Raw genomic sequence first — 26,428 nt, forward strand, 5'->3', positions numbered from 1 at the left:
TTTATATAAATCCATCGGTATCAGCTAGCCAAAAATTTATCTTATCCTTGAGATCAACGCATCCTGAGATATCGTGTGTTAGATTACTAAATTATATTTCAAGATTCAAGATCCAACCCCAAAAATCCATTTGTTAGTGCCAGTATGTTTGGATAACCCGATGATGCAGTTAATCTCTTTTATAACTGCGATGAGATGGTATTTATCTTTTGATCCGGTGCGTTTCGCGCACAAAGGCAGTTTGCGCTTCCCTTACTATACTTGGCCACTTGATATCAGTATAATATGATTGAATAAAATATAGCCTTATTATCATTCAATTTGATGTACTGCGATGGGACGCTCGTTATTTTGTATTGAGGGGGGTAATATAATGAGAAGATCAGGACGTGCCTTATACGTATCATTGATGTTAGCCATAGCACTGTCCTTGCCTACCTGTGTTTTTTCATTTGATAGCGATAAGACAATCGCTAATATATGGAATAAAGCTATGGATAAGCTTGAAAGGGCATTAATGTTATTAGATGAGATGAAAGATTTGCCCGATAAAAAAGTTCTTGCTAAAGATAAAGAAGATAATATTAAAAAGTTTAATAATATTATCTCAGACGTATTGGAAATAATATCTTCTTCAGAGGCCAAAGAAATTAGAGATAATATAATTAAACTTCGAGCAAAGAAAGAAGATAAAGAAAAAGAGATAAGAGAATATCAACAAAAAAGAGTTGTTGCTCCAGATGAGGGCGGGTTGTTTGTTACAACAAGACAAGAATATGACGAAAAGATTCAAAAGCTAAATAATGAAATTGAGGAAATCAAACACAATATTGAGGTACAAACTGATAATTTAATAGAAGTATTAGACAGTTACGGTATAAACGTATCTTATAATGAGATACAAGGTTTATTAAATACCGTTACTGGGTACGATTTAGCTGTCATGTATGGATCTTTTAACAATATTAAGATTATTACAGATAAATTAGTTAAACTTATGGAAGAAAACCAGAATGATATCGAAGCTCAAAAGAAATACTATGGTATCTATGCACTATTACTAAAAACATGTGTTTTTATGGAAGCAGGTTTTATCGATAAAGTAAATTCTACTTATTTCCCTAAATTGGAAGATATATATAATCAATCTAAGGAACTTCTTTCCAATGCTCAAGAGCAACTCAATTCATCTAAAAATCTATCTGCTAATCAAAAGAAATCTTTAGAAAGTAACATCCAATCGCTTAATACACATCTAAAAGTAATACAACAATATCGTGAATATCTCAAAAAACAATGTAAACAGGTTAAAGAACTTCAAATGAAGTTTGAGTCAGCCTATGATGTTGCTTTCAATACATATAGAACAATAAGCGTTGCTTCTGATTTGCTAGGCATGATAAAAGACAGTAAGAAAGACCTTGAAATTCTCATAAACCTTCAGGTTCCTGAAATTATAGTTTTTGACAATGAAAATCTTGAACGAGAATTTAAATCGATTTCGGAACAATTGCTCTAATATTCGTTAAAGTAGCAAGACCAAGCCTTTATGAGCAAGACAAGTTTTAACGGGCACCCCGCAGGAGGGTATAACAACCATTCATCTCGACGTACCGGCTAGAGGTTAAGGGGCTGAAATTTCTAATGACAATTGTATATGAATAATAAGAGATAAGCAAAATATTGGGGTCAGTTTTAATATACGAGGTCTTGAGTTTTGAATTTTACGCTGCAATATGAATTTATAGATGTGTTTTAACATTCGCTTGTTAAATCAGCTTTGCGAGAAGGATAAATAACTGCAAATAGTTTATCACTTGCAAACAGGCAGCGAAATAGCGGAAACAAAATGAGCTTGTGGGCTTGCTTGTACCAACCCGGTAGATGTGGCCGCTAAGTTCTCTGAAAGTAGTCAAACCGAATAAAACATGCTTTCGATAACGCTGTAAAATATCCTGCTGTTCAAGATCTCTTAAAGCCACCGAGCCCGCCCGTAACAGGCGCCGACTCCGGTGGCTTTTTTGAAACCTTAAAGAGGGTTTATATATTAACATATTAAGTTAAAATTCAAGATCCAAGATCTGACCCCAAAATTTCTTCATTATATATATGTTATGTCATAACGCAGGTCCAAAGTCGGGCAAGGCGGTTTAACCAGCCATGCAAAAATACCCGCTGGTCCGGTTTTCTTTTTACGATGTCGTTGTAAAACATGGCGCGGCACCAAAGAATGGTGCTTGGCACTTTGCTTTTCGGGAAGGCGTGGTTCCAAACCGCTGCCTTCGTCTTTGGGCCGAATATCCCGTCAACTGCCAATTTTTCGCCAAGCAGGTTCAGCGCCTGCTGCAAAAATTTTACGCCCTGCCTGACTCCGCAGTTGACGCATCCGTCAAATACCACCAAATCAATCGGCCTTGGGATGTCGTCGCACCCCGCGGGCTTCCAGTAAAAATGCTCGTAAATCGCCAATGCCTGTTCTTTCGTCAGGTCTTTTACGTCTTCGGGCAGGGCGAGGCCTTTGAGCCGGCCTCGCACGCCTGCAAGTGTATTTGCCGTGATTCCGTAATTCGTCCTGCCTCCGGGGTCTTTCGGGTTGTCTGCAAAACCTCCTTCAACTTCTAAGATATAATTTGCCACGCTTTCTCTCATCGATTCTCCTTTCTCGCTTGTCCGAAGATTTATTTATATACATGCACCGCCTTGGGTGCTTATATGAAAATTTACAATTACGCGTCTCCGAAGTACTTTGCCACTCCCTTTTCGAGGTTGTTTATCGCCAGGGACAGCTCGTCCAACCGTTTTTCCATACGGATCAAAAGATAAGCCGCGACCGCAATGGAAAACCCGGTTTGAAGCGTTGACGTTATAAATTCCTCCAAGGTTTCACCTCCTTTTAATCGCTCGTGGTCCGCCGCGAACACAGTCGCCGCATGATCGATCGAATCGTCCAGGGCCGGTCTGCGGCTTACTAAATCTCGTCTTCAAAGTGCGAAGGCCGACGCGCGGCCCTCGCTTAATCTATATCTACACCAACTGCGTGGTATCGGTTTCTACCAATTCGGCCTTTACGATCGCAATTGGTGGGATGCCGAATATGTTGTTATCCAAGATAGTCTGCATGACCGACTCGACTTCATCGGGAAGCAAACCTTCCTTGACGTCAGATATCGATAACGTCCAGGGTCCGTCCTCGGTCTCAAAGGTCATCTTCAACCTTCTTGTGGCTTTTGGCTCCATACAATTCACCTCCTTTTTTAAATTAGCGCCGCATTGAAGCGGTCTTTACGCAAAATAGTCTTTTTCCTCGTGGTTGCTAAACTTTATGCAACCCGGTCAGTGTTGATCTTTTGTGCTTCCACCAGTGCGTAGGGAAGCAGGCTAGCTATCGCCTGTGCTACTGCCATGACGTCGGCTGCATCGGCTGAGTAATCCACGCCTGCGATAGACTTGCTCTTTAGCTTTGGCTTGCCCCATTCGTCCGCCCCGACCTGAAGCCTCAGGGTGACGCGACTTGCTATTGGTTGATAAGCTGCCATTCTTTTTCCTCCTTTCTTTTCGTGATGGATCCACTATAAAACAGAGCTGCCCTTTTCGCAATACGCATAGCTAAAGGAATATTAACGATAAAGTCAAAACACGAAAACTACACGGGCGACGCTGTGCCAGAAGACCTCTCGACAACACATAATCTATAAAGCCCTTCTCCGTCACAGGCAGGGATTTCCTAAATCAGCCTCGATAAATCCTCTTGTCTTGCCCCGTAGGGAAGCCCCCTGTCTCCCAGCAGGTATGGCTTTACGCCATCTTCGTCAACGCCTTTTTTCAGCGCAAAGACGTACCAATCCTTGAAGTCCTTCATGACCCACTTTTCGCCCTTTTCTATTGCCGAAGCGACGTGGACCCAGCCTCCCATGCTTTCGATGACGAAGTGTATGCGCAGGTCACAAAATCGAACAGGCCCTCCCGAACCACAAGCTCTCACGGCCCTTAAAACGTCACACCAAGCAAGCATTGCCTGGTCTTCTTCTGTGCCGAAAAGTGCCTCAAACAACTCCGAAGGGCTTGGGAAAAATTTGCCCCTCTTCACGTGCCGCTTTATGCCCACGGCAAATTGTTCAGGCGACAAAGACCTGCAGGCATCGAAAAAAAGCGACACCTTTTCGTCAGTTAATCTAACACCGTAAAGCTTAGCCACATGCGACAACGTTTCCGCAAACTTTCCAAAATCTTCAGGTCCCATCTTTATGCCGCCTCCTTTCGCTTCTTCATGGCACCAAGCAGGCCCAGCACGTAACTGCGCGTCTCTTCGGGCAGGTCATCGGCTTTAACCTTTGAGTTGAAGATATCGTATACAAGCCCTCCCTTTTTAAAGAACCCATCTTTGACCTGGTCCATGTTATGCGGATTAAGCAGCCACCTAAAGTCAAAAACCCAGCCCGCAGCGTTATCGCCCATCAAAAAGGGCGAATCCTTGATGGCCTTAAAATACCTTTCCCATCCTTCGAGCAAATAAAGCTCATTGCGAGCCAAACATAAAAACCTCATCCACGTGCGAATGCTGTCATCCAGAGAAGGCTCCTTCAAGTTTGGGAAATACCGCTTAAAAGAGGCAAGTATTTCGTCGTAGGGAGGGTCTTTAAAGACGCCATACCGTGTGCCTTCAAAAGTCTTTGTGTTGGCCTTTGCGGCCTCGGGCGTTTTTGTTTTTTCGGGTTTTTTATAAGTTTTAAAAGAAAAAGAGGAGGGGGGTTGTTTTTTTACTTCCGGTATCAAGTCCGGTATGTAGGAAAACTGACCTTCAAGAGCCGGAGTGTTTTTCGCACACCCCTTAAGTTCCCCTGGTTCTTCTTCTTTGGATCTAGTTATATTGGATATAGTTATGGGGCCGTCTGATGACCCGGGTTGGGTCATCTGGTGACCCGCATCGGGTCGTGTGGTGACCCCGGTGAGGTCTTCACGTGGACACAAGGTGTAAATATTGCTTCTTTGCTTGTCGTTATGTTTTCTGGCAGTAATTGTGATGTATTTTAATTCCGCAAGTTTTTTAAGGGATTGGCGCAGCCTTGTGCGAGAACACCCGACGATGGCAGAAAGTAGTTTTAAACGGGGAAAGCACTTTCCATCGCCGTCCGCGAATTTGCACAAAGCAACGTAAGTCATCTTTTCGTACACGTCGAGCTTTTCGTCCGTTATTACGCATGTATGAACCTTTACGAAGGAATAAGTTTTCATCGAATCTCGCCTCCAAAATGTAGTTTTTAATTTGTGACGTGTCGGCAAAAAAAGTAGCGTGAGGCGGTCTCACGCTACTATGCCTTAATTTGCCGGGCCTCCCCGGCAGGTTTTTAAGTGTCTTTCTTTTTGTCTTCTTTTTCCTCTTTCTCCAAGAGCCTCAAATCCAATAAATGCTTTTCGATTTCTTTGATGCTCAAATCACAGCCAAGAATTTTGCACAGTCTAATAAATAGCAAAAGCGAGGGAATTCTTGCGCCGTTTTCGATTCGTGACAGCTGCCCCTGTGAAATGGATGCGGCTTTGCAGACGTCGTTTTGAGTGTAGTTGAGCTCCATTCGCTTTTGCCTTAACAGATAGCCTACAACTTTACTCAAAAACTCGTAGTGCATGGCAAACACCCCCTTCCTTTTATATATTAAAGCGTTGTTAAAACACTTTCATTCGCACAAAAAGAAGACTACCACAGGTTGAAAAATAAAGCAACCCCAAATTAAAATATTCGATATATAATTCCTTCCAGGAATAACATAGCATTAGAGAGATAAAAGATCGTGTTAATACATAGGCATAAAGACAAATAAAAGTCAGGCATTTGAATCGCTACTTAAACTTTTTATTTGTCCTTTAAAACAAGCCCGCTAAGGCATTTAAACTTAAAAAGCCTTTTCGTGCCAGTTTTTTTGTTGGTAAATTTGACGTCACGTCATTAAAATATTTTCTTGGTCATACTTTGAGTCAAATTTGTACTTGACGAAACGCTTTTTGAGTAGTATTTTTACTCATGAATGACATATGTTAGCGGTAAGTTTTTTATTTTCCCGGCTGTTTGGCCGGCATTTAGCGGGAACAAATTTTTAAAGCAGGTGGTTTTTTGAAAATAATGCTAGACTCTCTGATCACTTCCCAAACGAGGATTAAGCTTTTACTAAAGTTTTTCTTAAACCCCGAAAGCAGGTCGTATCTCAGGGAGCTTGCCGACGAATTCGGCGAATCGACCAATTCCGTGCGGGTAGAGCTAAACAGGCTCACTGAGGCAGGGCTTTTAAATTCCTTCGACGAGGGCAGGACAAAAGTTTATCGGGCAAACACCAACCACCCCCTCTTTCCTGAGATACACAGCATGGTACGTAAATTCACAGGGATTGACCAGCTGATCCCCCAAGTATTGTCAAAGCTTGGCGACATACATTCGGCCTACATCGTGGGCGACTACGCAAGGGGGATGGATTCGGGTATAATTGACCTAGTCTTAGTAGGCAAAGTTGACAAAGCTTACCTGCAAAATTTAATAGACAAGGTCGAGCCCATGCTTCACCGAAAAATACGCTACCTGTCTTTAAGCGAAGACGAGCTTGAAAGGTTTAAGGCTACGCTTAAGCTTGAAGAGGCGATAGAGCTGTGGAGCAGTAAGGGTGAGTGAGGGTGTAGGGTGGAAATTCAAGGGGAGCTGGACGTTGGAAAACATAAATATGCTGGATAAGATAAAAAGATTAACCAACACAGAAGACAAAAGACGTTTGCTGTCAAATTTCATGTCCCTGTCGGTCTTGCAGGGTGCAAATTACGTATTGCCATTAATTACCTTGCCCTATTTGGTTAGGGTCCTTGGACCTGAAAGATACGGCTTGATCGCTTTTGCCCAAGCTTTTATTCAGTATTTTAACATTCTTACTGACTACGGTTTTAACCTTTCAGCTACCAGAGAAATCTCGATACACAGGAACAACGCACAAAAGGTTTCTGAGATATTTAGCTCCGTAATGATCATAAAATTGGGCCTTCTTGTTTTGTCATTTGTTATCATGAGCATTCTTGTGTTTTCATTTTGGAAGTTCAGGCAGGATTGGCTTATTTATTATTTAACTTTTGGGATGGTTGTAGGGCAGGTTTTGTTTCCTGTGTGGTTTTTCCAAGGTATGGAGAGAATGAAATATATTACGTATTTAAATATAACTGCCAGACTTATTTTTACTGTAGCAATATTTGTTTTTATTCGTCAAGCTTCTGACTATATTTATGTTCCATTCTTCAATTTTATAGGCTCTTTGGTTGCGGGAGTTTTGGCATTGTCGATAGTTTTTAAAGATTTTAATGTTAATTTTAAACTGCCGTCTATGGCAGACATAAAGTATCAGCTGAAAGAAGGGTGGTATATATTTATCTCTCAAGTGGCAATATCAGGGTATACTTCTTCTCGCTTGTTTGCAGTAGGGTTATTTACAGATAATACAATTACCGGTTATTATGCAATTGCCGAAAAGCTTATGAATGTAGTCCAAACATTCCCATTAGCTTCTTTAGTTCAATCTCTGTATCCTAGATTAAGTAATATTTACCCAGAAAGCAAAGAACGTGCTAGAAGTTTAATGAACAGATTTCAGAATTTCACTACTATAATATATTTAATCGGACTTCCTATCATTTATTTTTTAGCTCCGTTGATTATCAAACTTATCGCTGGCGAGCCCTATCCTGAAGTTATTTTAGCTTTTAGGCTACTTTTATTTGCTATATTTTTTATTAATGCGAACGCATTTAGAGTTCATTTTTTGTTAGTATCGGGAGAAGACAGCCTTTATTCAAGAATCCATGTCCTAATGGGAATAGGAGGTTTTATTCTTACATTTTTAATGACTTATTTCTTTTCATTTATTGGTACAGTTATTAGTTTAATTGCAATAAGCTTTATCGTATTAATTTTAACATTAAGATATTTTGTTGTGGGGGTGAAAAAATAGTATGGAAAGCTCTTGTCTCTCTTGTCCTTATTCTTTCAATGAGTTAGTAGAAGAAATAAGTGATATATTAGAAGAAAACAAACAAATTGTTCAAAAAAAGGTTTGGTTAGAAGCATTAAATCCAGGATATAATATAAAGAAAGATGCTATCAATTTTGGAATAGAGTTCCATGTTTATGATCAGAAAATGGAAAGTTTTTATAGGGAAACTTCAGGTTTTATTTTTGAAACTTTAGTAGAATTTTGTAGAGCAGGAAAACAAGAAGTTTTGGGAAGAATAAGAAAAAGAATAGATGAATATTTAAAAATAAATAATAATGAAAAAATAAATATTTTGATATTAGGAGACGGAGTAGGAAGTGATACGATTTATCTTTATAGTTTTTATAAAGAATATGCTAATTTTTTCTATTTTGACGTTCCAGGAAGCAAAACTTTTGATTTTGCAGCAAAAAGATTTAAAAAATATCAGGTAGATACTAAGCTAATAACCGTATATAAAGATATACCTAGAAATTATTTCGATGTAATTATCTCTTTAGAAGTCCTGGAACATTTACCAAATCCCGAAGAATCTATAAGAGACATTTCAAAATGGTTAAAAATTGAAGGGATCGCTCTTATTACTGAATCCTTCTCAGCGATAAATCCAAATTTACCTACCCATTTAAAGTCAAACTTTAAATATGCAGGCAAAACTCCATTTTTATTTTTAAGACATAACTTACTTTTAACTTATTATTCTAACGATTCTTTCTTGTTGCTCCGTCCGATGGAGTTTGCAAAAAAGGAAAAGATAAACCTAAAAGATAAATATAATCTTATTTTTCGAAAGATTATTTTAAGAGAGTTTATAAAAGGTTATATTAAGAGAGGATTAATGAGAATAAAAAGATGAAAATCTTACATATTGGATGGGGATTTAGGCCTTGGCGGGGTGGCGGTTTAATTGAATATACAGAAGATTTGATGGAAACCCAAGCTAAAAATGGATACGAGGTTTATTATTTTTTTGCAGGCAGACACTACCCACTTTTGAGCAAGCCTCGGCTTCTAAGATGGGAAAGAAAAGGGATCCATATGTATGAAATTATTAATTCTCCTATAATTCATGGAGGGGATAGAGGCACCCTAAGACCAGAGTTAGATGTTAGCGAAAAGTGGAGCGAATTTTTTTTAAAAAAGGCATTTAATCAAATACAACCAGATATTGTTCACATTCAAGAGTTAGCAGGTTTACCATCGTCACTTATAGATATTACAAAAGAAAAAAATATTCCATTAATTATGACTTTACATGACTATTTTTCATTATGCCCAACTTTAAAGCTTTTTGATTCTACTGAAAATATCTGCATGGACAAAGATATTGATAAAAAATGTATTATTTGTTGCCAAAATGCACCTAACAAAAATATCTTTATAAAACAAAGTATAGCATATAATTTGAAGAAATGGCATCTTTATGGTATCTCAAAAAATTTATATGAGTTTATTAAAGTATTTAAAACAAGAAATAAAATTTTCCATGTTTCTTCAAAAGAAGGTATGGAGGAAATGGACCAAGATTTGGTAAAAAAATTCCAAGAAAGAAGGGATATAAACATTAAAAGGCTTAATAAAATCGATTTACTTATTGCCCAATCACATAAAGTTGAAAAGATTTATAGAAGAATGTTAAATAGAGAAAAAGGAATTATTACATTACATTCAACTGTAAAACACATAAATCATATTCAGCCAAAAGTTATAAGCAGTATGGATTTCCCTATCAACTTTGCAGTGCTCAACGGCTGTGCTTCAGTAGCCAAGGGTAGTAAGTTAGTTTTAAGGGCTATGAAATTATTGGCTGAAAGAGGGTTGAATGATTTTTTTAAACTACACATATTTGGTGGATTGTCACCAGAAGTTGAGTATGAGGTTTTAAGGTTTAATAACGTTGTTTATCGTGGTTTGTATAATGTAAATGAACTAAATATGATATTAGATGAAATGGAAGTAGGAATTATTCCTTCTGTATGGGAAGAGGTATACGGCTATGTTGGAATAGAATTTTTGGCGAAAGGAATTCCTATAATAGGTAATAAAAAAGGAGGAATAGTGGATTATACAATAGACGGATTTACGGGATGGATAAATCAAAATTCAGATGCGGAGGGATTAGCAAATATAATGACCAATATAATAAATAATCCTTCACAGATAAGCTACTTAAACAAGAAAATAGTTAACAACAGAAGAAGCATTTTAAAGACAATGGACCAGCATTTTTATGAAATTGATGAAATTTATCGAAAATTAGCTGGACAATGACGATATGAGTAAACCCTTTGACTACATAATCATCGGCTCTGGCTTTGCGGGTGCCGTAATGGCGGAAAGAATCGCTAACGTCTTAAACGAAAAAGTCCTAATCATAGAAAAAAGGAATCATATCGGCGGGAACTGCTATGATTGCAAAGATGAAAACGGAATTATAGTGCACAAATACGGGCCTCATATTTTTCATACGGACTATAAAGATGTTTTTGATTACCTTTCAAATTATACGGACTGGCATGTTTATCATCACAGGGTCTTAGCGTTTATCGACGGCAAAAAAGTACCCCTTCCCTTTAACCTCAATGCCCTTTATATGCTATTTCCCAAAACACTTGCCCAAAGGATAGAAGAAAAGCTGTTGAACAAGTTTCCTTACAATACCAAAGTGCCCATACTGGAACTTAAGAGGGAAGAGGACGATGATTTACAGTTTCTTTCAAATTATGTATACGAAAAGGTATTTTTACACTACACAATGAAGCAGTGGGGCTTAAAACCCGAAGGTATAGACCCAAAGGTAACGGCCAGGGTGCCCGTTTACATAAGCAGGGACGATAGGTATTTTACGGACAAATACCAGGCTGTGCCAATTGAAGGATATGCTAAGATATTCGAGAGGATGCTGGATCATCCCAATATAAAGTTGATGCTCAATACGGATTTCAAAGAGGTTATAAAGCTGGATTCGGAAAGAGGCAAAGTTTATTTTTTGGGTCAGGAGTTTAACGGGAATGTAATATTTACGGGCATGATCGACGATCTTTTTGAATATAAGTTTGGAGAGCTACCCTATCGCTCGCTTGGCTTGGAGTTTAAGGCTATCGAAAGGGATTATTTTCAGGAAACTGCGGTTGTAAATTATCCTAACGATTACGATTTTACGAGGATAACGGAGTTTAAGCACATGCACCCCGTCGAAAGCAAAAAGACGGTTATATTAAAAGAATACCCGAAAGCTTACCAAGTAGGGAGTGATGTTCCTTACTACCCGGTATTTAAAGAAGAAAATATCGAGCTTTACAATAAATACAAAGGACTGGCAGAAAGATTTAAAAACCTCATATTGGTTGGAAGGCTTGCGGAGTACAGATACTACGACATGGATGACGTAGTAAAAAGGGCGCTGGAAGTTTTTGAGGAGAGGATAAAATGAGCATGGATACAAGCAGTAGGAACAAAACAAAAGAAACAGTATGTGCCGTAGTAGTAACATACAATAGAAAAAACCTGCTGTTAGAATGCCTTGAGGCATTGCGTAAACAAACAAGGCCTTTAGAGGCAATTTATATCATAGATAACTTTTCCAGCGACGGCACGCCCGAAGCATTAAAGGAAAATGGATATATTATAAATTTGCCGCCTGACGATATAAGTGAGCCGTGGGAAAGAGAATTTGAAGTTAAAAATTTGACTGATGGAAAACCTATAAGGATTCATTATGTAAGAATGAACGAGAACACAGGCGGAGCAGGTGGGTTTCATGAAGGCGTAAAACGAGGATATGAAAGGGGTTACGACTGGCTGTGGCTTATGGATGATGATGCAGAGCCTAAAGAGGATGCGATAGAGGAATTAGGCAAGTATTTTAATGAAGATAACTTGTCGGCTCTGGCAAGTAGCGTAGTATTAACAAATGATGTCATAAGCTATAGCCATAGGGGGAGTATCGATTTGAATCGCGTGTTTCCTTTATTCCAAAAACCTTTGAAGTCAGAATCTTATAGAAATAATTATATAGAAATTGACATGGCTTCTTTCGTTGGAATCTTGGTAAGCAGAAAAGCTGTAGAGAAAATTGGCTATCCAAAAAAAGAGTTCTTTATTCATCATGATGATGTAGAGTATTGCATTAGACTACGGCAAGCTGGAAAAATCCTTTTGGTTCCTGATAGCGTAATAGTTCATAAAGAGGCTGCAAAGAGGGGGATAATAAAAAGTTTTATGGGGAGAAAATCCTTACGAGTTCCATATGACAAATTTTGGTTAAGTTATTATGGTATGAGAAATTTAGTCTGGCTAGGCAAGCAATATTCTACGAGTAAGTTCAATTATTATTTAGGATTGATTAGTAATCTCATAAAATCACTATTAGCTGTTTTAGCGTATGATGATAATAAAACTAAGCGAATAACTTTTGTATTCCTTTCTTATGTTGATGGCATAAGAGGTAATTTTGATAATGAAAAGCCGAAAAAAATTTTATATAGAGAATGAATCTGTGCGTACTCAACCTCGATGTGCTGTGAGAAGTGTTATGACTAATAACACTGAAAAAGAAACGCCATAATGAGGAAAAGCGGGGGAGAATACCTCCCATCGTATTCTTGCGGCGCAGATAAAAATAAGGGGCGAAAATTTTAGGAGGGCATAGTTTATGAAAGCTTTGGTACTTTCGGGCGGAAAGGGAACTCGCCTTCGGCCTTTAACTTACAATACAACTAAACAGCTTATTCCGGTTGCCAATTAGGTTTTTAACTTAAGAAGGAGGTTGCATAAGGGATTGAGAATTTTAATTACCGGACCCAACGGCCTCTTAGGCCGCGAAGTTGTTAAGGTCTTTAAAAAAGAATGCGACGTTGTCGAGTTGCCTCATGACATCCTAGATATCACGGATTTAAATCAGGTTCGTGAGGTGCTGTCCAATTACATGCCTACGGTTCTTGTAAACTGCGCCGCCTACACCGCCGTAGACAAGGCAGAAGAGGAGCCGGAAAAGGCAAACTTGGTTAACGGCCTTGGCGTGCGAAATCTTGCCTTGGCGTGCAGGAAGCTCGATATTTCATTGGTCCACATAAGCACTGACTACGTCTTTAACGGAAACACAGATACCCCCTGGCGCATATTTGACGCACGTGACCCAATAAACGCCTATGGTTACAGCAAATACCTGGGCGAAAGGTATCTAGAGACCATAAACCCTAAATACTTTCTGGTGCGCACCTCCTGGCTTTTTGGCTTAGGCGGGCCTAACTTCGTAAGCACCATCTTGCGTGCCACCTTAAAAAAAGGCGAGCTTCGAGTCGTAAACGACCAGTTTGGTTGTCCTACTTACGCTTTAGATTTAGCTTGCTTTTTGCTTAAGCTCGTCAAAACAGGCGCTTACGGGGTGTATCACATAACAAACCAGGGCATCACAAGCTGGTATGAATTTGCCAAAGAGATTTTACGTCAGGCAGGCATAGACGTACCCGTCGTTGTCGTTTCAAGCGACGAATACGTCAGACCTGCCAAGCGGCCTAAAAATTCTGCCCTTGATCCTTTCCCATTAAAAGAAACCGTTGGCATCCTGCCTCCTTCCTGGCAGGACGCACTGAGCAGGTTTTTATCCGAAGCCTTAACAAAGGAGTGTCTCGATTGAAAATTCTTGTGACAGGCGGAGCGGGATTCATAGGCTCGAACTTCTTGAGGACGTATGTCCCTAAATATCCAAATCACGCATTTATAAACTTAGACAAGCTCACCTATGCCGCTAACCTTTATAACTTAAAAGATATAAGTGATGCTAAAAACTACTTCTTCGTTCAAGCCGACATCGCAGATTTTGAAAGCGTAAAAGCCGTCTTTGACCGCTTTAAGCCTGACATCGTGGTGCACTTTGCGGCAGAAAGCCACGTGGATAGAAGCATCCTTGGGCCTGCCGAGTTTATAAAGACTAACATCGTAGGCACCTTTAACCTCCTTGAGGCATGCCGATTTTATTGGAAGGACAAAGAAGATAAATTATTTCACCACGTAAGCACCGACGAGGTCTACGGTTCACTTGGCAATACAGGATATTTCACCGAAGAAAGCAGGTATGACCCTTCAAGCCCTTACTCGGCATCCAAGGCATCAAGCGACCATTTGGTGAGGGCCTATCACCGTACTTACGGACTTCCCGTTAAGGTCACAAACTGCACAAACAACTACGGCCCCTACCAGTTCCCCGAAAAGCTCATACCTTTAACGGTACTTAACGCCTTAGAAGGAAAGCCCATCCCCATCTACGGAAAGGGCCAAAACGTCCGAGACTGGCTTTACGTGAAAGACCACTGCGAGGCCATCTGGGCCGTGATGCAAAAGGGACGCATTGGTGAGACCTACAACATAAGCGGAAACGAGGAAAAAAGAAACATTGACGTGGTAAACGAGATCTGCCAAATCCTGGCTGAAGAACTTGACAGGTCGGCAGAGAGGTTTAAAAGTTTAATCACCTTTGTTGCAGACAGGCCCGGACACGACTTAAGATATGCCTTAGACTCGTCTAAAATAAGATGCGAGCTTGGCTGGAAGCCAAAAGAAACCTTTAATACTGGCTTAAGAAAGACCGTGAAGTGGTATTTAAGCAACATCGAATGGGTAAACGCCGTAAAGACGGGCGAATACAAAAGATGGATAGAGCGTAATTACGCAGGCAGGCTGTAAGCTTTGCGGTAAAAGCACAAGACTATCTTTAGAAAGGGTTGTTATCATGAAGGGCATAATACTAGCAGGAGGTTCAGGAACGAGGCTTTATCCTACAACGCTTGTGACGAGCAAACAGCTTCTTCCCGTTTACGACAAGCCCATGATCTACTATCCCTTGTCCACCCTGATGCTTGCAGGCATAAAAGACATACTTGTCATCTCAACACCACAGGACACCCCAAGGTTTAAAGAAATACTTAGGGATGGAAGTAGGCTTGGATTAAATATATCTTACGCCGTCCAGGAAAGGCCTGAAGGCATCGCCCAAAGCCTTATTATAGGCGAAGACTTCATAGACGGCGACAAGGTATGCCTCATCCTTGGAGACAACGTCTTTTACGGCCACAGCTTTCCCGAGACCTTAAGGAAGGCGTCACGCTTCGATAAAGGGGCCGTGATATTCGGCTACAGGGTAAAGGACCCTCAAAGGTACGGCGTCATAGAGTTTGACGAACAGGGCAAAGCTTTAAGCATAGAAGAAAAGCCCGCACGTCCTAAGTCAGCCTACGCAGTGCCCGGCATATACTTCTACGACGGACGTGCACCTGAAATTGCAAAAAGCTTAAAGCCTTCACACCGAGGAGAACTCGAAATAACTGACCTTAACATGATATATTTAAGAAAAGGTCGCCTTCACGTGGAGCTTATAGGAAGAGGCGTTGCCTGGCTAGATACGGGAACGCCCGACAGCATGCTTGAAGCGTCAAACTTCATAGCCACCATAGAAAAAAGGCAGGGCTTAAAAATTGCCTGCATAGAAGAGGTAGCCTACAACATGGGCTTTATAACCAAAGACGACTTAATGAAGTTAGCCGAAAGCTTACCGAAGGGCGCTTACAGAGATTACCTGTTGACTTTACTATAAAAGGATGCGAGATTCATGGAATGGACAAAGGGACAAATAGAAGGCGTAGTGATAAAAAAACTCGTAAAACATGTGGACGAACGTGGGTTTTTGGTGGAGACCTTTAGGATAGATGAACTGCCCGAAGGGTTGCGTCCCCTCATGAGCTACGTATCCTACACGGAACCGGGCATAACCCGCGGGCCACACGAACACAAGGCTCAAACTGACATATTTTCATTCATAGGCCCCGGTAACTTCATGGTAAAGCTTTGGGACAACAGGCGCGACAGCAAAACTTATGGCAACTGCATGAAGTTTTTCGCAGGAGAAGACAACCCCCTGACCGTCATCGTCCCGCCCGGAGTCGTTCACGGCTACAAAAACGTATCAAAGACCACCAGAGGCATGGTCTTAAACTACCCCGACAAACTCTTTATGGGCTGGAACAGGAACGAAGAGGTGGATGAAATAAGGCATGAGGAGAAAGAGGATAGTGGGTTTGGGATGGAATAATGCATTTCGGCCCTGCTATAAAAAGTGGTTTAATATTGTATAATTAGCAATTGCAATTTACGAAGAAGCATATGGGACTTTTTGAAAATTCGTTTTCAAGTCTGTAAATTATTTTATGTCGTGATGTTTTCAGGAGGGAACCAAAGAATGAAAAAAGTGTATTTGTGCATGACGGGAGATATACTGCACCATGGACATATAAACATAATTACAGAGGCAAGAAAGTACGGAGAAGTCATAGTTGGTTTGCTGACAGACGAGGCGATTGCAAGCTATAAGAGGATTCCCTTACTAAACTTCGAACAAAGGAAAAGGATAGTGGAAAACATAAAAGGGGTAAGCCAGGTAATACCTCAAAGGACGTTGGACTACACGGAAAACCTGGAGAAAATTAAGCCGGATTACGTAATCCACGGCGATGATTGGAGAGAAGGCGTACAAAAGAACATAAGGGAAAAAGTGATAGAGACGCTAAAAAAATGGGAAGGAAAGCTGGTAGAAGTAGAGTATACAAAGGATGTATCGGGAAGCTTGCTTGACGAAAAGATAAAAAAGATAGGCACTACCCCGGAGATGAGATTAAAGAAGCTTAGAAAATTAATTGAGCTCAAGCCCTTCGTGAGGGCGATCGAGGCAAGCAACGGCCTAACCGGCCTGATTGCAGAAAACACCAAAGTGGTAAAGGACGGACAAGTCAGAGAGTTCGATGCCATGTGGGTCAGCAGTCTGTGTGACTCGACTATGAAGGGAAAGCCGGACATAGAGCTGGTGGATTTAACATCAAGGATAAACACCATAAACGAAATCATGGAAGTGACGACAAAGCCGATAATCTTAGACGGAGATACGGGCGGTCTTAAAGAACACTTCGTATATAACGTAAGGACGTTAGAGCGACTTGGAGTGTCTGCGGTCATCATCGAGGATAAGATGGGCTTGAAGAGAAATTCCCTCTTTGGGACGGAGGTAGTGCAAGTCCAGGATGACCCGCAAAATTTTGCGGAAAAGATAAACGCTGGAAAAAAGGCATTGCTCACTAAGGATTTCATGATAATAGCTAGGATTGAAAGCTTGATATTGAAGGCCGGCATTGAAGATGCTCTAAGAAGGGCCATAACATACATTGAGGCAGGGGCAGATGGAATAATGATTCACAGTAAAGAAGAAAGCCCGAAAGAAGTAATCGAATTTTGTGAAGAATATAAAAAGTTGGATTTTAGAGTTCCCCTGGTTGTAGTTCCGACTACCTATAACAGCATAACGGAAGAAGAACTATCGAAACATGGAGCAAAGATTATAATATATGCGAATCACTTACTTAGGAGTGCATACCCTGCTATGAAAAAGACTGCGGAGACAATACTTGAAAACGGCAGAAGCTTAGAGGCCGATGGGTACTGCGCCAGCATTAAAGAGATCCTCACGCTGATACCAAGCGAGGGAATATAAATGTTAAATCCGAAAGAGGTGTACGAGCTTTTAAGGGCCGAAGGCATAGAATTCTTTGTGGGAGTTCCGGATTCATCGCTTAAAAGCTTTTGTGCATATGTAGCAGACAACACGAGCGATGATAAAAACATAATAGCAGCCAACGAGGGAAATGCTGTGGCCATAGCTGCAGGTTATCATTTGGCAACAGGTAAGACGGGCTTGGTGTACATGCAAAATTCAGGCATAGGAAACGCCGTAAATCCCTTAGTATCCCTGGCGGATAAACATGTTTACTCCATTCCCATGATATTGCTAATAGGCTGGAGAGGTGAGCCTGGAATAAAAGACGAACCCCAACATATAAAGCAGGGCATGATAACGACTCAAATGTTGGAGACGCTAGGCATAAATTACGAAATACTAAGTAAGGAGATAGACCATGCCCGATTTCAAATTAATAAAGCGAGGGTGAAAGCAGAAAAAGACAACGCGCCCTTTGCCTTAATAGCAAGGACCGATTCTTTTGAAAAATACGAGATGAAGAAAAAGGTCACATGCAGCTGCACGTTAATAAGGGAGGAAGTCTTGGAGTATATCTTAAAAAACTTAAACTCAGGTGAAATTGTCGTCTCAACGACCGGCAAGACATCCAGGGAGATATACGAAATAAGGGAAAGAAACGGCGAGGGTCACGAAAAAGACTTCCTGGCTGTAGGCTCGATGGGCCATGCTTCCAGCATAGCGTTGGGCATGAACTTGGCTTTAAGGGGCAGGAAAATTGTCTGTATTGACGGCGACGGCGCATTTCTTATGCACATGGGAGCGGTAGCTGTAATAGCTTCGCATTCAGAGGGTAATTTCAAATACATCGTGATAAACAATGGCAGCCACGAATCAGTCGGCGGGCAGCCGACGGTTGGCTTTGATATCGACATGCCAGGTATTGCAAGTGCGGCCGGTTTTAGAAAATGTTACCGTGCAAAGGACATGGTGGAGCTTGAAAGACACTTCGTGGATTTTATTGGATCAAACGACAACGCCTTTTTGGAGATAAGGGTGAGGCCGGGTTCGAGGGCAGATTTGGGAAGGCCCAAGAGCACGCCTGAGGAAAACAAAAGGTTGTTTATGTCCTACATCAGGCAGAGCTGTTAAGGGGTAACGTAAATGAAAGTTTTGATACTTAACTCGGGAGCCGGAAGCAGGCTAAAAGAAATTACTAATGATAAACCTAAATGCCTAGTTAAACTATACAACGGAGAAACGATACTGGGAAGGCAGATTAGGCTACTGTCTAAACATGGATTTAAGAAATTCATAATCACCACGGGGCCTTTTGAGGAAAAGATCAGGGAGACGCTGAAAAATAATTTCGATGATCTGGATATAACGTATGTAAAAAACGAAAGATACAAAGAGACGAACTACATATATTCGATGCACCTGGCAGGTCCACACCTTAACGACGATATATTGCTGCTGCACGGCGACTTGGTGTTCGACGAGGCGTTGATTGAGAAAATATCGTCATCTGAAGTAAAAAACGTGGGATTGATAAACAAAACCTTGCCTCTGCCCGAAAAGGATTTCAAGGCATTGGTTGTTGACGATAGGATAGCGAGGATTTCGGTCAACTTGACGGGTGACCGCGTTTTTGCCTTTATGCCACTATATAAGCTTGAAAGAGATAAATTTGCCCTGTGGCTCAAGGAGATCGACATCTTTGTCAAGCAAGGCAACGTAAGCGTCTATGCTGAAGAGGCGTTAAACTTAATACTGCAGGACGTACATCTAGGATATTTAGATTACTCTTGTCATTATTGCAAGGAAATAGATACCCCTCAGGATTTGTTGGAAGTCGACGAAGAGATAAGAAGGTATGATGAAAATGAAACAAGTTGAGTATATAGGTTTAAATTCCCTTGACTGCTTATGGGATTTAGTCGATGAAATGAAGGTGCAGCGGATCTTTTTGGTGGCCAGCAAGAGCGCTTTTAAGGGATCCAAATTTAAGGAGATACTGGTCGATTTAAAGATGAACGGGAAAATAAAGGATATATACGTATTCTCCGATTTCGAAAATAACCCTAAATATGAGGACATCATCGAGGGGGTAAAGCTTTTTAAGGAAGGAAATTGGGATGCCATTATATCCTATGGAGGCGGAAGCACCATAGATGTCGCAAAGCTCATTAAATACTTTTCCTGCATAAAGGATGATGTGCACGCTGAGCTTTTCCCCGTGCAGGAGGTGCCTCACGTGGCCATACCCACTACGTGCGGAACTGGGGCTGAGGCCACGCATTTTGCGGTGATGTACTGCAACGGTGAAAAACATTCGATAGAAAGTCGTGACATCCTTCCCGAATACGTTGTGATAGATCCAAGGGTATTGGTCACACTTCCGGATAGGGCGCTGGCGTCTTCGATAGTTGATTCCTTGGCCCAGGGCATAGAGGCTTACTGGAGCATAAATTCGACGGATGAATCTAGGGTTTACTCAATGAAGTGCATTTCGTTAGTCATGGAAAACTATTTAAAGGCCTTTAGGGAAAGGGATATAGATTCTTTATCCAAATTAGCAAAAGCGTCCAACTTTTCCGGAAAGGCCATAAATATAGCAAAGACTACTGCCGCACATGCCATGTCGTACGTTTTAACCGGCAAATACGGCATACCCCACGGACAGGCGGTCATGATCCTCTTGCCCCATGTGTATGAATTTAACGCCCAGATCAAAGGAGAGATATGCGATCCTAGGGGAAAAGAATATGTTGAAAAAGTAATTCGGGAATTAAACGAATTGTTGGGCGTTCGATCTCCAAAGGAGGCCAAGGTGAAACTGACAGATATCATGACTTCGCTAAACCTGGAAACCAGGTTGTCTGAAATCACAAGTTTGAAGATAGATATACAAGAGCTTGCAAGCTCAGTAAATTTGGAAAGGTTGAAAAATAACCCGATTAGATTAGATGAAGCTTCTATAGGTGCGATCTATAGATGTATTACTTAAATAAAATAATTAACCGATGCTACTTAGTGAACCACATAGGTAGGACCAGAGCTCAAAGAAAAGTAATGTTAAAATAGAACAATTAAATATTTACCCTATGGGGGCAAAGGCAACTGTGGAAACAGAATTAAAAAAACTTCAAAAAGTCGAATTAAACATGTTAAAAGAAATCCATGCAATATGTGAAGCCCACAGAATAAAATATTTTCTGATTGCGGGAACATTGCTAGGTGCAGTTAGGCATGGTGGATTTATTCCTTGGGATGACGACATTGATATTGGAATGCCAAGACCAGACTATGATAAATTTGCCCAGATAGCTAGGCAAAAGCTTCCTGAATATATGGATATTCAAGCATATAATTCTCATAACTATTATCCAATTAATTTTATTAAGGTTATTGACAAGCGGACTTGCCTAACAGAAGAAGCATACAGCGAACGTGTTTCTGGGGTTTTTATTGATGTATTCCCTATTGATGGATCTCCTAATAATAGAATTTTAAGAAAATTACACTACTTGCATGTAAAGATATACCGACTTCTTATAGCCTATTGTTGCTGTAATGAAAGCATAATAAAAGATAATGGATTAAAAAGAATGATTAAATTAAGCATCATGCGTATAGTAAAGATACTAGAAAAATTAGGATTTTTAAAAATAACGTATTTGCATAAAAAAATGGATAAGTTGCTAAAGAAATACGATTATGATTCATCTCTTATCGTATGTAACTATTTAGGGGGATGGGGGCAAAGAGAATTTGTTCCAAAAGAGTATATTGGCATAGGGGCGCCGATCATGTTCGAAGGTCATGTTTTTTGGGGGGTAGAAAAACCACACGATTATCTTGTAAAAGTATATGGCGACTATATGAAGCTACCACCTGAAGAGGAAAGGGAGAGCCATCATAGTTTTTCAATATTGGAGTTATAGGTTATTATTAACCACTTTACAACATTAGATATAGATGATGTAAGACGTGCTTTTTGAGCGGCAATTCGTTGCTGGTAATTAATTTTCGTTACTGAAGAATGGTGTGCATAATATTTGCGAAATATTATAGGGAGGTACCTCGCATCCCGTCGTTTAGGTTGCGATTTGCTATTTATTTTTTTGGGTTTGTGCAAGAGGTGTTTTGTTATTGTGGCAGATAAACTTTGTTTTGTGATTTTAAATTATAAACAATCAGAGTATGTTATTAGTAATGTTAAAAGGATTTTAAAAATTTATCCACGGTCTTCAATTGTTATCATTGATAACAATTCTTCGGATGGTTCTCTTGAAAACATTACACATGAGTTTATGGAAAATACAAATGTCAAGATTTACGGTAATGAAGAAAATACTGGCTATGCTAAGGGTAACAATCTTGGCGTCCAGAAAGCAAAAGAGGCTTTCAACCCTGAATATGTGGCTATCATGAATCCAGATGTGGAATTGATTGATGATGAACTTGTCCCAAAAATTCTAAAAGCCTTTGAGAATCATCCAGATTTAGCCCTATGCTCAGGTGTAATGCTAAATAACAAACGCAAGCTGGATTATACTAAGATCGCTTGGAAGGTTCCCGATAAGTTGGATGATGTAATTTTAAATATTCCTTTTCTTGGATCTCGCCTTAGTCCGATACGCTACACCGAATATAGTGTTCAAGATAATGGATTGGCTTTTGTCGATGTTATCCCTGGTTCCTTCTTTGTCGTACGATTAAAACATTTCAAATCTCCAAATATATTTGATGATGGTACTTTTCTTTACTGCGAAGAGAGAATTCTGGGTCGCATAATAAAAAAGAGAGGTTTAAAGACAGGTTTGGTTATGACAAACTTTTATCTTCACAATCATTCTTATAATAAGATACCAGGTTTGCGACAAACTTTATTGACTTATTCTAGATTAGTTCAATCGAGAATCTATTACAACATGAAATACAATAGTTGGCCAAAGATTATAGTTATGCCACCTTTGTATTTATCCAGTCTGGTTGGTTTCTTACTCACGATTATAGGTTGGCCTGTTAAAGTTACAATCCGTTATGCTCACTCAAATGAAAGAAGATGATGATCTGACTATTGGCGCTCTGAACTGGACTGTTTTTTAGATGGTAAATTTTAAAAGAGGATGAGGAACATGCGCGCTATGATTTCTTTTATTATTGTTATGTATCCTATATTATCAATATATAGAAGCCCTATTAAAGGGGTAGACTTTGGCACGTTTGCTATTTTGGTCACGTCTCCTCTAATATTTGCACGTTTTACAAAACATTTAAAAATAAAGATTAATCATTTTATGTTAGCATTGATATTGTATACATTTATAGACTCTATATTGGCATATACGTTATCGTCACCAACTGACATTATTATGCAAATACTTAGATTAGGAAAATTTGTAATTATTTTATCTATTGTTTTCTTAATAGCAAATTATCATGCATTTGACTACAACTTAGCAAAAAAATATTTGAGAATAATGGCATTTATAACTACACTTATAATTATTATTCAGAATATAGCATTCTATATATGTAATAAATATATTTCCTTGGTAGCATATAATTATATTACGAATGAAGCATATATAAATAGTATTATATATCCCTCAATGCAACTTTATAGACCTACTTCCTTATTTCTTGAACCTGCCCATTATTCTCAATATAATATACTATGTTTATGCTATAGCTTATTTGGGGATCATCAGAATCGAAAGTCGAATTTAAAATTGGCAATATTTATAACAGTTGGCTTATTGTTATCTACATCAGGTCAAGGAATATTATTGTGTGCACTATTGTGGTTTATATGGTTCTTAAATATTATGTTAACATCTAAGATAGATATAATTAAGAAATTATTGTTATTATTTCTTGTTATTGTTTTTGTAGTTTATATTATACCTCAAATATTTAATTTATACATCATGCAGGAATCTATTTACAGAGTATGGGATTTCGAGAAAGATGAACCTGGCCCTGCTTTATCTGGTAGAATCTTTACATATTCTTATTTTAACGAACTACCACTTCTTTATAAATTAATTGGGGTAGGATTTGGCAATGTCCCCCCGGGGGTTTACTTCAATGGAATCTCATACATATTATATACAATAGGCGTGATAGGACTATTTATAGTAATGCTTTTTCTTCTTAATGCTTTCATTCACACGAGAAACTTTCAGAGATGTTTCTGTTTAATATACTTTTTACTCCTTATTGGAAGCCAAACTTTTACGGCCGTTAATATTGTCTTCTATTTTTCGTTTATATATAGTGGATATCAAAGGTACAAAAATGTTTTTCTAGTTTTTAAAAGAAAAGAACCAATTAATATCAATAATTATCAACAATATCCATTATGACCTGTCCTTGAATTGGCGGAAGAGTGGATTAGAAAGAAGTCTAAAAAAACAAATAAGATGCTCAAGTCTTCGTTGTCTGGGGTAATTTTCATACACTACATAGAAAGGAACATGATGCAATAGCATAACCCTCTGTATGTACTCGATGTACTCGTCGGTGCTCGAGGAGCACACAGCCTTATGATTAAGAGTAAAATAAACATGCCTCATATGGAGATCTGGGCGATTCATAAAAGCTTCCCTTAATGATAAGAAAGCAGGTGACAACGTGTACGTATTATTCCTGACTGTATCAAAAATTGAAAATATAAACGAAAGAGGGATATATACCGATCTCGTTAGAGAGCTCAGTGCAAGAGGAGTTAATGTATACGTCGTGACGCCCAGACAAAAGCGCGAACACTTGCCGACCGAACTAACTAGGCAAGATAATATATATTTACTTAAAGTTAAAACGGGCAACATAACAAGTACAAAGTCCTTTATCGAAAAAGGGATATCAACTATAATGATTCAACATCAATATATGAAAGCAATAAAAAAATATTTTAAGGACATACATTTCGACATGGTCCTTTATTCAACGCCACCAATTACCTTTAATAAGATAGCAAGTTATTTTAAGACTAAACAGAACAGTAGAACGTATTTGATGTTAAAAGATATATTCCCGCAAAATGCCGTTGATATCGGAATTTTAAAGAAAGGTAGCTTGCTTTGGAGGTATTTTAGAAAAAAGGAAATAGAGCTATACAAGGTGTCTGATGTAATAGGCTGTACATCAAGGGGTAATGTAGAATATTTACTAAAGCATAATGATTTTATAGAAAAAAGCAAAGTAGAAATTTTCCCAAATGCAATCAAACCAATGAGCCGCGTCGAGAAAAAAGAGAAAAACATCGAGGTGCTTAAAAAATATGATATCCCAATTGATCATACATTGTTCGTGTATGGTGGAAATCTAGGTAAGCCCCAGGGTGTAGATTTTTTACTCGAGGTAATTGACAATTTTTACAAGGTTGAAGGTGGTCACCTATTAATCGTGGGAAGCGGGACAGAATACGACAGGATCGAAGAACATATTAAAAAGGGCAAGCCAAAAAATGTAAGCTTACTTTCTAAGCTTCCGAAAGAAGAATATGATAAATTAGTAATTCATGCAGATGTAGGTTTGATATTTTTAGATAAAAGATTTACTATACCAAATTTTCCGTCAAGGCTAACGTCATACATGGAAAGTTCATTGCCAATCCTCGCTGCGACCGATAGGAACACCGATCTAAAAGATGTGATTGCCGAATCTAAATGTGGATTTTGGTGCGAGAGTGGCGACATAAATTCATTCATAAATTACGCTCAAGAGTTAGCGAAAAATGAAGGGTTAAGAAGTGAAATGGGGCTAAACGGAAGAATCTATCTAGAAGAAAATTACGATATTACGAAAACCATTGATATATTATTAAAGCACTTATATGGAGATGAAAGCAATGTTCGAAGATAAGACACTTTTAATTACAGGTGGTACGGGAAGCTTCGGCAATGCAGTACTAAAAAAATTTCTAGATACAGATATAAAAGAAATTCGCATATTTTCGCGGGATGAAAAAAAGCAAGATGATATGAGACGGATTTACAAGAATGATAAAATAAAGTACTACTTGGGAGACGTAAGAGATATAAACAGCGTCAGAAATGCCATGCACGGCGTAGATCTGATTTTTCACGCAGCAGCCTTAAAGCAGGTGCCGTCATGCGAGTTCTTTCCACTCGAAGCAGTAAAGACCAATGTAATAGGCACGGATAACGTGCTCACAGCAGCCATAGAATACGGAGTCAAAAAAGTGATTTGTCTTTCGACAGATAAGGCGGCTTATCCGATTAACGCTATGGGAATCTCTAAAGCCATGATGGAAAAGGTCTTCATAGCGAAATCGAGGACGGTCTCTCCTGAGAAAACGATAATTTGCGGAACACGCTACGGAAACGTAATGGCATCCAGGGGTTCTGTCATTCCACTTTTTGTGGAGCAAATTAAAAATGGCCTACCTTTGACCGTAACTAATCCTAAGATGACTCGTTTTCTGATGAGCATGGACGAAGCTATCGAGCTGGTTATCTATGCTTTTCAACATGCCCAGGCAGGCGACATAATGGTCAAAAAAGCACCGTCGTCAACGATAGGCGATTTAGCGCTAGCGATTAAAGAAATATTCAACGCGGACAATGAAATTAAAATAATAGGCACCCGCCACGGAGAAAAACAACATGAAACCTTGCTCACAAAAGAGGAGTATTTAGTGGCCGAGGATATGGGGGGATTTTTTAGGGTGCCGGCAGATAAAAGAGATTTAAACTACGATAAGTATTTCATCGAGGGAAGAATGGAATTGGAAGCACAACAAGAATATAATTCGAGCAACACTACTATACTTAACGTTGAGCAGATTAAGGAAAAATTGCTACAAATTGACTATATTCAGGAAGAGCTAAATAACCATTACCGATGAAAGGACATGGAA

General features: G+C 39.4%; 27 protein-coding genes. 20 read left to right on the forward strand and 7 right to left on the reverse strand.

Features of this window, described 5'->3' with window-relative positions; translation table 11 throughout:
- Positions 1-373 precede the first annotated feature (373 nt).
- Complete coding sequence (locus tag AC5SXE_RS04705) at positions 374-1,519, forward strand: hypothetical protein (protein WP_493916780.1); 1,146 nt, start codon at positions 374-376, stop codon at positions 1,517-1,519.
- Between the two features lie 593 nt (positions 1,520-2,112).
- On the opposite strand, the gene AC5SXE_RS04710 is transcribed toward AC5SXE_RS04705, so the two are convergent.
- The 7 genes from AC5SXE_RS04710 to AC5SXE_RS04740 all read right to left on the reverse strand — a co-directional run bounded on the left by AC5SXE_RS04710 (position 2,113) and on the right by AC5SXE_RS04740 (position 5,624).
- On the reverse strand, positions 2,113-2,649 hold the full coding sequence (locus AC5SXE_RS04710; protein WP_493916781.1) for a glycoside hydrolase family 108 protein: 537 nt from the start codon (positions 2,647-2,649) through the stop codon (positions 2,113-2,115).
- Positions 2,650-2,726: 77 nt separating this feature from the next.
- Complete coding sequence (locus AC5SXE_RS04715) at positions 2,727-2,879, reverse strand: YvrJ family protein (protein WP_332635788.1); 153 nt, start codon at positions 2,877-2,879, stop codon at positions 2,727-2,729.
- A 145-nt stretch (positions 2,880-3,024) separates the two neighbouring features.
- Positions 3,025-3,237, reverse strand: coding sequence for a DUF2922 domain-containing protein (locus tag AC5SXE_RS04720; RefSeq protein ID WP_303884105.1), 213 nt, complete (start codon positions 3,235-3,237; stop codon positions 3,025-3,027).
- 83 nt (positions 3,238-3,320) lie between these two features.
- The gene (locus tag AC5SXE_RS04725; RefSeq protein WP_303884104.1) at positions 3,321-3,536 is read right to left on the reverse strand and encodes a DUF1659 domain-containing protein; all 216 of its coding nucleotides are present in this window, start codon (positions 3,534-3,536) and stop codon (positions 3,321-3,323) included.
- Between the two features lie 188 nt (positions 3,537-3,724).
- Entirely contained in the window at positions 3,725-4,240 is a 516-nt protein-coding gene (locus AC5SXE_RS04730) for a DUF6475 domain-containing protein (protein ID WP_493916782.1), read from the reverse strand.
- A gap of 2 nt (positions 4,241-4,242) precedes the next feature.
- A complete protein-coding gene (locus tag AC5SXE_RS04735) occupies positions 4,243-5,232 on the reverse strand; it encodes a helix-turn-helix domain-containing protein (RefSeq protein WP_332635790.1) in 990 nt (329 codons plus the stop codon).
- 113 nt (positions 5,233-5,345) lie between these two features.
- Entirely contained in the window at positions 5,346-5,624 is a 279-nt protein-coding gene (locus AC5SXE_RS04740) for a helix-turn-helix domain-containing protein (RefSeq protein ID WP_332635791.1), read from the reverse strand.
- A 491-nt stretch (positions 5,625-6,115) separates the two neighbouring features.
- Between AC5SXE_RS04740 and AC5SXE_RS04745 the strand changes: the two genes are divergently transcribed.
- The 19 genes from AC5SXE_RS04745 (at position 6,116) to AC5SXE_RS04835 (ending at position 26,416) form a co-directional block, all read left to right on the forward strand.
- On the forward strand, positions 6,116-6,655 hold the full coding sequence (locus tag AC5SXE_RS04745; RefSeq protein ID WP_493916783.1) for a winged helix-turn-helix domain-containing protein: 540 nt from the start codon (positions 6,116-6,118) through the stop codon (positions 6,653-6,655).
- Positions 6,656-6,689: 34 nt separating this feature from the next.
- Positions 6,690-7,973, forward strand: a complete 1,284-nt coding sequence (locus AC5SXE_RS04750; RefSeq protein ID WP_493916784.1) for a flippase — start codon at positions 6,690-6,692, stop codon at positions 7,971-7,973.
- A gap of 1 nt (position 7,974) precedes the next feature.
- Entirely contained in the window at positions 7,975-8,871 is an 897-nt protein-coding gene (locus AC5SXE_RS04755; RefSeq protein ID WP_493916785.1) for a class I SAM-dependent methyltransferase, read from the forward strand.
- Positions 8,868-10,286, forward strand: coding sequence for a glycosyltransferase (locus AC5SXE_RS04760; protein ID WP_493916786.1), 1,419 nt, complete (start codon positions 8,868-8,870; stop codon positions 10,284-10,286). Before AC5SXE_RS04755 ends, AC5SXE_RS04760 begins: the two co-directional genes overlap by 4 nt.
- Positions 10,287-10,290: 4 nt before the next feature.
- Positions 10,291-11,448, forward strand: a complete 1,158-nt coding sequence (gene glf, locus AC5SXE_RS04765; protein ID WP_493916787.1) for a UDP-galactopyranose mutase — start codon at positions 10,291-10,293, stop codon at positions 11,446-11,448.
- Positions 11,445-12,509, forward strand: a complete 1,065-nt coding sequence (locus AC5SXE_RS04770) for a glycosyltransferase family 2 protein (RefSeq protein WP_493916788.1) — start codon at positions 11,445-11,447, stop codon at positions 12,507-12,509. Before glf ends, AC5SXE_RS04770 begins: the two co-directional genes overlap by 4 nt.
- 160 nt (positions 12,510-12,669) lie before the next feature.
- On the forward strand, positions 12,670-12,762 hold the full coding sequence (locus tag AC5SXE_RS04775) for a sugar phosphate nucleotidyltransferase (protein WP_493916789.1): 93 nt from the start codon (positions 12,670-12,672) through the stop codon (positions 12,760-12,762).
- A gap of 33 nt (positions 12,763-12,795) precedes the next feature.
- Entirely contained in the window at positions 12,796-13,653 is an 858-nt protein-coding gene (gene rfbD / locus AC5SXE_RS04780) for a dTDP-4-dehydrorhamnose reductase (protein WP_493916790.1), read from the forward strand.
- A complete protein-coding gene (rfbB, locus tag AC5SXE_RS04785; protein ID WP_493916791.1) occupies positions 13,650-14,699 on the forward strand; it encodes a dTDP-glucose 4,6-dehydratase in 1,050 nt (349 codons plus the stop codon). Before rfbD ends, rfbB begins: the two co-directional genes overlap by 4 nt.
- A gap of 46 nt (positions 14,700-14,745) precedes the next feature.
- Positions 14,746-15,606, forward strand: coding sequence for a glucose-1-phosphate thymidylyltransferase RfbA (gene rfbA, locus AC5SXE_RS04790; RefSeq protein ID WP_493916792.1), 861 nt, complete (start codon positions 14,746-14,748; stop codon positions 15,604-15,606).
- A gap of 15 nt (positions 15,607-15,621) precedes the next feature.
- Positions 15,622-16,101, forward strand: a complete 480-nt coding sequence (locus tag AC5SXE_RS04795; RefSeq protein ID WP_493916793.1) for a dTDP-4-dehydrorhamnose 3,5-epimerase family protein — start codon at positions 15,622-15,624, stop codon at positions 16,099-16,101.
- 147 nt (positions 16,102-16,248) lie between these two features.
- Positions 16,249-17,550, forward strand: a complete 1,302-nt coding sequence (gene aepX / locus AC5SXE_RS04800) for a phosphoenolpyruvate mutase (protein WP_493916794.1) — start codon at positions 16,249-16,251, stop codon at positions 17,548-17,550.
- Positions 17,551-18,684: a phosphonopyruvate decarboxylase gene (aepY, locus tag AC5SXE_RS04805; RefSeq protein WP_493916795.1), complete on the forward strand. Its 1,134-nt coding sequence runs from the start codon at positions 17,551-17,553 to the stop codon at positions 18,682-18,684. It abuts the gene before it with no gap.
- 12 nt (positions 18,685-18,696) lie between these two features.
- Entirely contained in the window at positions 18,697-19,431 is a 735-nt protein-coding gene (locus AC5SXE_RS04810) for a phosphocholine cytidylyltransferase family protein (protein ID WP_493916796.1), read from the forward strand.
- Positions 19,418-20,542: a phosphonoacetaldehyde reductase gene (locus AC5SXE_RS04815; protein WP_493916797.1), complete on the forward strand. Its 1,125-nt coding sequence runs from the start codon at positions 19,418-19,420 to the stop codon at positions 20,540-20,542. Before AC5SXE_RS04810 ends, AC5SXE_RS04815 begins: the two co-directional genes overlap by 14 nt.
- A gap of 115 nt (positions 20,543-20,657) precedes the next feature.
- Positions 20,658-21,479, forward strand: coding sequence for a LicD family protein (locus tag AC5SXE_RS04820; RefSeq protein WP_493916798.1), 822 nt, complete (start codon positions 20,658-20,660; stop codon positions 21,477-21,479).
- Between the two features lie 210 nt (positions 21,480-21,689).
- On the forward strand, positions 21,690-22,607 hold the full coding sequence (locus AC5SXE_RS04825; protein WP_493916799.1) for a glycosyltransferase: 918 nt from the start codon (positions 21,690-21,692) through the stop codon (positions 22,605-22,607).
- A 1,570-nt stretch (positions 22,608-24,177) separates the two neighbouring features.
- Positions 24,178-25,410: a glycosyltransferase family 4 protein gene (locus tag AC5SXE_RS04830; protein ID WP_493916800.1), complete on the forward strand. Its 1,233-nt coding sequence runs from the start codon at positions 24,178-24,180 to the stop codon at positions 25,408-25,410.
- The gene (locus AC5SXE_RS04835) at positions 25,397-26,416 is read left to right on the forward strand and encodes a polysaccharide biosynthesis protein (RefSeq protein WP_493916801.1); all 1,020 of its coding nucleotides are present in this window, start codon (positions 25,397-25,399) and stop codon (positions 26,414-26,416) included. Before AC5SXE_RS04830 ends, AC5SXE_RS04835 begins: the two co-directional genes overlap by 14 nt.
- Positions 26,417-26,428 lie beyond the last annotated feature (12 nt).

The sequence above is a fragment of the Acetomicrobium sp. genome (assembly GCF_059026225.1).

Coding starts and splice junctions, on each gene's coding strand:
- aepY (WP_493916795.1), top strand. CDS start 17,551: ATGTTAAATCCGAAAGAGGTGTACGAGCTTTTAAGGGCCGAAGGCATA.
- AC5SXE_RS04775 (WP_493916789.1), top strand. CDS start 12,670: ATGAAAGCTTTGGTACTTTCGGGCGGAAAGGGAACTCGCCTTCGGCCT.
- AC5SXE_RS04760 (WP_493916786.1), top strand. CDS start 8,868: ATGAAAATCTTACATATTGGATGGGGATTTAGGCCTTGGCGGGGTGGC.
- AC5SXE_RS04710 (WP_493916781.1), bottom strand. CDS start 2,649: ATGAGAGAAAGCGTGGCAAATTATATCTTAGAAGTTGAAGGAGGTTTT.
- AC5SXE_RS04755 (WP_493916785.1), top strand. CDS start 7,975: ATGGAAAGCTCTTGTCTCTCTTGTCCTTATTCTTTCAATGAGTTAGTA.
- AC5SXE_RS04835 (WP_493916801.1), top strand. CDS start 25,397: ATGTTCGAAGATAAGACACTTTTAATTACAGGTGGTACGGGAAGCTTC.
- AC5SXE_RS04705 (WP_493916780.1), top strand. CDS start 374: ATGAGAAGATCAGGACGTGCCTTATACGTATCATTGATGTTAGCCATA.
- AC5SXE_RS04795 (WP_493916793.1), top strand. CDS start 15,622: ATGGAATGGACAAAGGGACAAATAGAAGGCGTAGTGATAAAAAAACTC.
- AC5SXE_RS04735 (WP_332635790.1), bottom strand. CDS start 5,232: ATGAAAACTTATTCCTTCGTAAAGGTTCATACATGCGTAATAACGGAC.
- rfbA (WP_493916792.1), top strand. CDS start 14,746: ATGAAGGGCATAATACTAGCAGGAGGTTCAGGAACGAGGCTTTATCCT.
- AC5SXE_RS04745 (WP_493916783.1), top strand. CDS start 6,116: ATGCTAGACTCTCTGATCACTTCCCAAACGAGGATTAAGCTTTTACTA.
- glf (WP_493916787.1), top strand. CDS start 10,291: ATGAGTAAACCCTTTGACTACATAATCATCGGCTCTGGCTTTGCGGGT.
- AC5SXE_RS04725 (WP_303884104.1), bottom strand. CDS start 3,536: ATGGCAGCTTATCAACCAATAGCAAGTCGCGTCACCCTGAGGCTTCAG.
- AC5SXE_RS04815 (WP_493916797.1), top strand. CDS start 19,418: ATGAAACAAGTTGAGTATATAGGTTTAAATTCCCTTGACTGCTTATGG.
- AC5SXE_RS04770 (WP_493916788.1), top strand. CDS start 11,445: ATGAGCATGGATACAAGCAGTAGGAACAAAACAAAAGAAACAGTATGT.
- aepX (WP_493916794.1), top strand. CDS start 16,249: ATGAAAAAAGTGTATTTGTGCATGACGGGAGATATACTGCACCATGGA.
- AC5SXE_RS04740 (WP_332635791.1), bottom strand. CDS start 5,624: ATGCACTACGAGTTTTTGAGTAAAGTTGTAGGCTATCTGTTAAGGCAA.
- AC5SXE_RS04720 (WP_303884105.1), bottom strand. CDS start 3,237: ATGGAGCCAAAAGCCACAAGAAGGTTGAAGATGACCTTTGAGACCGAG.
- AC5SXE_RS04730 (WP_493916782.1), bottom strand. CDS start 4,240: ATGGGACCTGAAGATTTTGGAAAGTTTGCGGAAACGTTGTCGCATGTG.
- AC5SXE_RS04810 (WP_493916796.1), top strand. CDS start 18,697: ATGAAAGTTTTGATACTTAACTCGGGAGCCGGAAGCAGGCTAAAAGAA.